General features: G+C 62.0%; 6 protein-coding genes and 1 pseudogene. 1 reads left to right on the top strand and 6 read right to left on the bottom strand.

From position 1 onward, the window contains the following. From mmsB to A2I95_RS42620, 5 genes are all read right to left on the bottom strand, one after another. Positions 1 to 775: 3-hydroxyisobutyrate dehydrogenase (gene mmsB, locus A2I95_RS25285; RefSeq protein WP_291734365.1), on the bottom strand; the 775-nt coding region annotated here is incomplete at its 3' end. After that, positions 772 to 1,818 (bottom strand): enoyl-CoA hydratase/isomerase family protein, encoded by a 1,047-nt coding sequence (locus tag A2I95_RS25290; protein WP_291734367.1) that lies wholly within the window; start codon positions 1,816 to 1,818, stop codon positions 772 to 774. The genes mmsB and A2I95_RS25290, both read right to left, overlap by 4 nt. Before the next feature lie 51 nt (positions 1,819 to 1,869). Next, positions 1,870 to 3,009 (bottom strand): acyl-CoA dehydrogenase family protein, encoded by a 1,140-nt coding sequence (locus A2I95_RS25295; protein WP_291734368.1) that lies wholly within the window; start codon positions 3,007 to 3,009, stop codon positions 1,870 to 1,872. 272 nt (positions 3,010 to 3,281) lie between these two features. After that, complete coding sequence (locus A2I95_RS25300) at positions 3,282 to 3,626, bottom strand: hypothetical protein (RefSeq protein ID WP_291734370.1); 345 nt, start codon at positions 3,624 to 3,626, stop codon at positions 3,282 to 3,284. Beyond that, on the bottom strand, positions 3,571 to 3,786 hold the full coding sequence (locus tag A2I95_RS42620) for a Com family DNA-binding transcriptional regulator (protein WP_367152545.1): 216 nt from the start codon (positions 3,784 to 3,786) through the stop codon (positions 3,571 to 3,573). Before A2I95_RS42620 ends, A2I95_RS25300 begins: the two co-directional genes overlap by 56 nt. A gap of 109 nt (positions 3,787 to 3,895) precedes the next feature. Here A2I95_RS42620 and A2I95_RS25305 point away from each other — a divergent pair. Beyond that, a pseudogene (locus A2I95_RS25305) lies at positions 3,896 to 4,921 on the top strand (IS5 family transposase). 402 nt (positions 4,922 to 5,323) lie between these two features. Here A2I95_RS25305 and A2I95_RS25310 read toward each other — a convergent pair. Next, positions 5,324 to 5,700: SAM-dependent methyltransferase (locus A2I95_RS25310; protein WP_291734372.1), on the bottom strand; the 377-nt coding region annotated here is incomplete at its 5' end.

Raw genomic sequence — 5,700 nt, forward strand, 5'->3', positions numbered from 1 at the left:
CCAGTTCACCCATCGGCGTGTCGGCGTCGGCGCTGGCCGCGGCTTGCTGGCTAAGGCCCAGGTCCTTCAGCATCAGCTCAGCCGCAAATCCGGGCTGGTAATTGTTGTCCGCGGGCGAAGCCGGGCCGACGCCGGGGGCGGGGCAATAGGCATTCATGGTCCAGCTATAGCCGGAGGATGTGGAGACCACGTCGAACATCTTCTGCCGGTCGAGGCCCAGTTTGTCTGCCAGCGCAAAGGCCTCGCAGGTGGCAATCATGGTGACGCCGAGGATCATGTTGTTGCAGATCTTGGCGGCTTGGCCAGCGCCGGCCTCGCCGCAATGCACAGCCTTCTGGCCCATGATATCAAACAGCGGTTCGGCGGCGGCAAAGGCATCAGCCGAGCCGCCGGCCATGAAGGTGAGCGTGCCGCCGGCCGCGCCGCCGATGCCGCCGGAGACCGGGGCGTCCACGGACAAAAGACCTGCGGCGTCGGCCTGTTGGGCCACCGCGCGGGCCGAGTCCACATCAACGGTGGAACAGTCAATGAAGGCGCCGCCTTTGGTCATCGCCGGGATGATCTCAGCGGCGACAAGGCGCAGGATGGCGCCGTTGGGCAGCATGGTGATGACGGCCTCTGCACCTGCCGCGGCCTCGGGGCCGGAGGCGGCCATGGTCACGCCTTCGATGCTGACATCGGCCATATCAAAACCGGTGACCTCATGGCCTGCCTTGGCCAGGTTGGCGGCCATCGGCCCGCCCATGTTGCCAAGCCCGATAAATCCGATTTTCATGTGAGTTCCTCCTCGAATGTCAGCGCATCGGCGCCGAGCGGCGCCAGCATGTCTTCAATCGCCTGGGCCGGCACCGGCTGGCCCGCATATTGCCATTTCGGATTGCGGTCCTTGTCAATGATCTGGGCACGGATGCCCTCCAGGAAATCGCTCTGCTCCATGGCGCGGAATGTGTAGCGGTATTCCAGATCCAGCGCCCGGCGGATAGCAGGGCCATCAGCACGCAGGCGGCGCAGCATTTCCAGCGTGCAAGCCATCGACAGCGGCGAGTTGCGGCTAAGGGGCTTCAGCGTCGCGGCGGCAAAATCGCTGTCCTCGGCCTGGAGGCTGGCTTGAATGTCTTCCAGCGAGTCCTTGGCGAAATGGCGGGTGATATCCGCCAGTGCCGGGCGCAGCTTTCCTTGCGGAGCAGGCAGGGCGGCGTCCTCCACCAGTTTAGCGGCGCCGGTTTCTTCCAGCGCGGAAATCAGTGCGGGCCATTGCTCTTGCGGGATGAAAAAGTCAGCAAAACCCGCAAGGATCGCGTCATCCGCGCCCATCCGGGCCGCGGTCATGCCAAGATATTCACCCAAATGGTCCGGCGCCAGCGCCAGCATCAGTGATCCGCCCACATCCGGCACCAGGCCGATGCCGACCTCGGGCATGGCAATCTGGCTGGTCTCATTCACAATCCGGTGGGTGCCATGGCAGCCGATGCCTACGCCGCCGCCCATTGTGAAGCCCTGCATGAAGCTGATCACCGGTTTCTTGTATTCGAAAATCAGCGCGTTCAGCCTGTATTCATCGCGCCAGAAGGTGCGGCCATAGCTGTAGTCGCCCTTGGTGCCGGTATCATACAGCTCGGCAATGTCGCCACCGGCGCAAAAGGCCTTGTCGCCCTCGGCATCGATCACCACCAGCTTGACGTTGTCGTCATCGGCCCAGCCGCGCATGGCGGCATCAATCGCCATGCACATCTCATAGCTCATCGCGTTCAGCGCCTTGGGGCGGGTAAAGGTGATGCGGCCGGCCTGGCCGGTCTTGCGGATATGGATATCACTCATCCTGGGTGCTCCATCGTGGTGTTGCGCCGGTGTAATTTTGTCGGCTGCAGGTTACTCAGCTATCAGCTGGCGGGCGACGATCAGGCGCATGATCTCGTTGGTGCCTTCCAGGATCTGATGCACCCGCAGGTCGCGGACGATCTTCTCGACACCGTAGTCGGCCAGATAGCCGTAGCCGCCGTGCAGCTGCAGGCAGCCGTTGGCCACGTCAAAGGCGGTGTCGGTGACCATCAGCTTGGCCATGGCGCAAAACTTGGAGGCGTCATGCGCGCCGGTGTCCAGTTTCCACGCCGCCTGGCGCAGGAAGGTGCGGGCAGCCTGCAGGCGGGTTTCATATTCCGCCAGCCGGAACTGCAGTGCCTGGAACTGGTTGATGGACTTTCCGAAGGCCTTGCGCTCGGACATGTATTGCACGGTCTGGTCCAGCGCCGTCTGGGCGCCGCCTAGAGCACCCGCCGAAATGTTCAGCCGCCCGCCGTCGAGGCCTGCCATGGCGTAGGAAAAGCCCTTGCCTTCCTCGCCGATCAGGTTGTCCGCCGGGATCGCGCAATCGTCGAATTGCACCTGCGAGGTGGGCTGCGCCTTCCAGCCCATCTTGTCCTCCAGCGCGCCGAACGACAGGCCTTGTGCGCCATCCTCGACCACCACGGTTGAGATCCCCTTGGGGCCATCCTCGCCGGTGCGGCACATCACGACATAGGCGTCGGAGTAGGAGCCGCCGGAGATGAACGCCTTGGTGCCGTTCAGCACATAGCCTTCATTGCTGCGCTCAGCGCGGGTTTTGAGGGCCGCAGCGTCGGAACCGGAACCGGGTTCGGTCAGGCAGTAGGAGAAGATCTTCTCCATCGTGCAAAGCGCGGGCAGCCATTTCTGCTTAGTCTCTTCTGACCCGAACTTATCGATCATGCCGCCGCACATGTTGTGGATCGACAGGAACGAACCAATGGCGGGGTCGGCCATCGCCAATGCTTCGAACACCAGGGTGGCATCCAGGCGGGTAAGACCGGAGCCGCCGTATTCCTCGGACACGTAAAGCCCGCCGAACCCCAGTTCTGCCAGCCGCGGCCACAGAGATTTGGGGATGGTGCCGTCTTTTTCCCACTGGCGGGAATGCGGCGCGATGTTTTCCTGGCCGAATGCTTGGGCCATGTCGAAAATGGCCTGCTGTTCCTCAGTCAGCGCGAAATCCATAAGCAGCTCCTCCCGTCGCTCAGATGAATTGAACAGTTGTTTATTTAATAACGAGCGGGCGGGGCTGAGGCAAGCTGCGCAAATGCAAAGCCGCCGTGCAGGATTGCTGTAGCGGTGTAGCGGGACACTTCGCGTTGCAGTGCGGGACACTTCCCGTTGCAATATCCGGAAATCTGCCGCCCAAACCGTAAAAAAACGCAGGGCGGCAGAGAGTTTTTAATACCCCTTAAAGAGGGTGTGTAGGGTTTTTGAAGGTTTCGGAGCGCGGGAACCTAAGCACAGTCCAGCACCCGCCGCGCCGCGCTCGTCCAGGTGAGGGTAAAGCGCAGGTTAGAGCGCTGGTCCATGGTTTCCCCGGCAAAGTCTGGCAGTGCGCGTGCAGCTTCGCTCTTGCCGGTGTATTTCTTCCAGGTCGGTTGAAGGATCAAGCGATTTGACCCGCCGGATGAATAGGGCGGATCGGTAAACAGCCCTCCGACACTGGCCGTGCTGAGATTGTCTTGGAAGGTCAGGGCGTCGGTCAGGGCGATGGTCTGGGCGATGGTGAGGCCGGGGGCGGCCTCAGATTTGATCTTGAAAGCGGAGGTCATGGTTTGGAGCCTTTCCATCGCGCTCATTGGAAGTATCCTGGCGCTTTGGTGAAGGGCTCAGCGGCCTCTGGGAATTGTGTGCCTTGCATCTTGGGCACTTGATGGCGAGCGTGCCACTGAGGGCGCCCGGCTCAATTTTGAATAACAATCTGCGGCATTCCCCGCAACGCTGGTCTTGCAGCTTCAAGTGGAATCACTCCAAAGAGACCGGGTCATTGAGGACATGGACCGGCGTTGTTGCAGAACTCTGACTATTGAGGATTCACATCAGGAATCCATGCGCTTGCACGGTCCGCATGAGCAAACCATCCCGCTCCCGCGATCGCACAACGAACTGGTCCAGCTACAATGCCGCGTTGCGCAAGCGGGGCTCACTGCTGATCTGGGTGGACAAGGACATGACTTGGCGTGCGCCGCAGGAATGCCGCCCGGGCCGCCCAGCGGTCTTTTCCGACGCGGCGATCCAGTTCTGCCTGTCGATCAAAGCGCTGTTCAAGCTGCTCTTGCGGCAGACCGCCGGGATGGCGTCGAACCTGCTCCGGCTGGCAGGTCCGGATTGGCCCGTGCCCGGCTTCTCCACCCTCTGCCGCAGGCAGAAGACACTGGCGGTGCAGATCCCGTATCGCCGCATGGACGGCCCGCTCAACCTGCTGGTCCCCTCTCGGGGCATCACTCTGTGATGCCCTGCCGGGCAATGGACAGCACCGGGATCAAGTTGCTTGGGGATGGCGAATGGCAGGCCCGCAAGCACGGGGTGCAGGGCCGCCGCCAATCCCTGCCCGGCAGTTGATTGCAAAGCAATCAATGAGAGGGGCGCAAGGTGCATCTGGCCATGGACACGGCGACCTCCGGCATGCGCGCTGTGGAATTCACTCCAAGCCGCGACGGCGACAGTCCTGTGCTGCCGGCCTGTGCTGCCGGACCTGCTCGGTCAGATCCCCGAGGCCGAGCAGATCGGCACCGTGACCGCTGACCGGGCATATGACACGCGCCGCTGCCACACCGCCATCATCGGCCGGCAAGCCACCCCGGTCATCCCGATCCGCAAGAACGGGCGCGCGCGGAAAGAGGATTGCCCGGCTGCGCGGGTCCGCGACGAGACACTGCGTGCCACCCGCCACTACGGCCGGGCGTTCTGGAAGCGCTGGACCGGATACCACGCCCGAAGCCGCATCGAAGCCAAGATGCGCCGCCTCAAGGCTTTCGGCGAGCCCATCGCCGCAAGAGACCCCGAGCGCCAGACCGCCGAGATCCACATTCGCATCGCTCTTATGAACCGCTGCAACGCGCTCGGCACCGACAAGACCGTCCGCGTGGCATGAAGTCAGTGGGGAAAGGGGAAGTCACACCTCACGTGTGAGTTCTGCAACAATGCCGTTCACAGACCTGGACGATATGGGGGGCGAGGGCGTTTTTTCGGCGTCTCAGGCTCAGGAAATCATCAAAATTATGCACACAATCAACCAAGAAAAGGCAGCTTGAACTGCCCTATAGGCGCAAAAGAAAGGCCATCGTATGAGCCCCAGGAAAGGCAGGTTCATCGAATGATTTTTCCACGATGGTGATCCGGATGGAATGGTAACAGCCACTATTCCCTTTCAATGGACTGGGCACGTGCTGCGTGTGCCCCGCGGAAAAATTGATGAAGGGCTGAAGGAACCTGAGGCCAACCAGCCAGGAATTTACTCCCTGAGCGGGCAAGGACGCGCTGCTGACAGCGGCAGTTACCGCCGCCGCAGCAGGTAGATATCCATGATCCAGCCATGCTCGGCCCTTGCCTTGGCGCGGGTTTCAATGATCTGGTCGGCAACCTCCGCCAGCGGGCCTGCCACGGAAATCTGGTTTTCCATGCCCGCGTAGGCGGTCCAGAAGATCTCTGTCTCTTGCGCATCAATGGACTGGAACGAACATTCCCCGTCCAGCATGATCACCAGCGTATCAGCGCTGTCCGGCCAGCCGTTTTCGCGCAATTGCCGCCCGGTGGTGATGGTGAAGGGGGCGCCGATCTCGTTCACGGGAATCGCTTGCGCCGCGGTCAGTGCCTGGATCGAGGTGATGCCCTGCCGGTGCGCGACGAGGCCACCAAAAGCTACCGTCGGCG

The sequence above is a fragment of the Leisingera sp. F5 genome (assembly GCF_001593695.1).

Coding starts and splice junctions, on each gene's coding strand:
- A2I95_RS25290 (WP_291734367.1), bottom strand. CDS start 1,818: ATGAGTGATATCCATATCCGCAAGACCGGCCAGGCCGGCCGCATCACC.
- A2I95_RS25295 (WP_291734368.1), bottom strand. CDS start 3,009: ATGGATTTCGCGCTGACTGAGGAACAGCAGGCCATTTTCGACATGGCC.
- A2I95_RS25300 (WP_291734370.1), bottom strand. CDS start 3,626: ATGAGCGCGATGGAAAGGCTCCAAACCATGACCTCCGCTTTCAAGATC.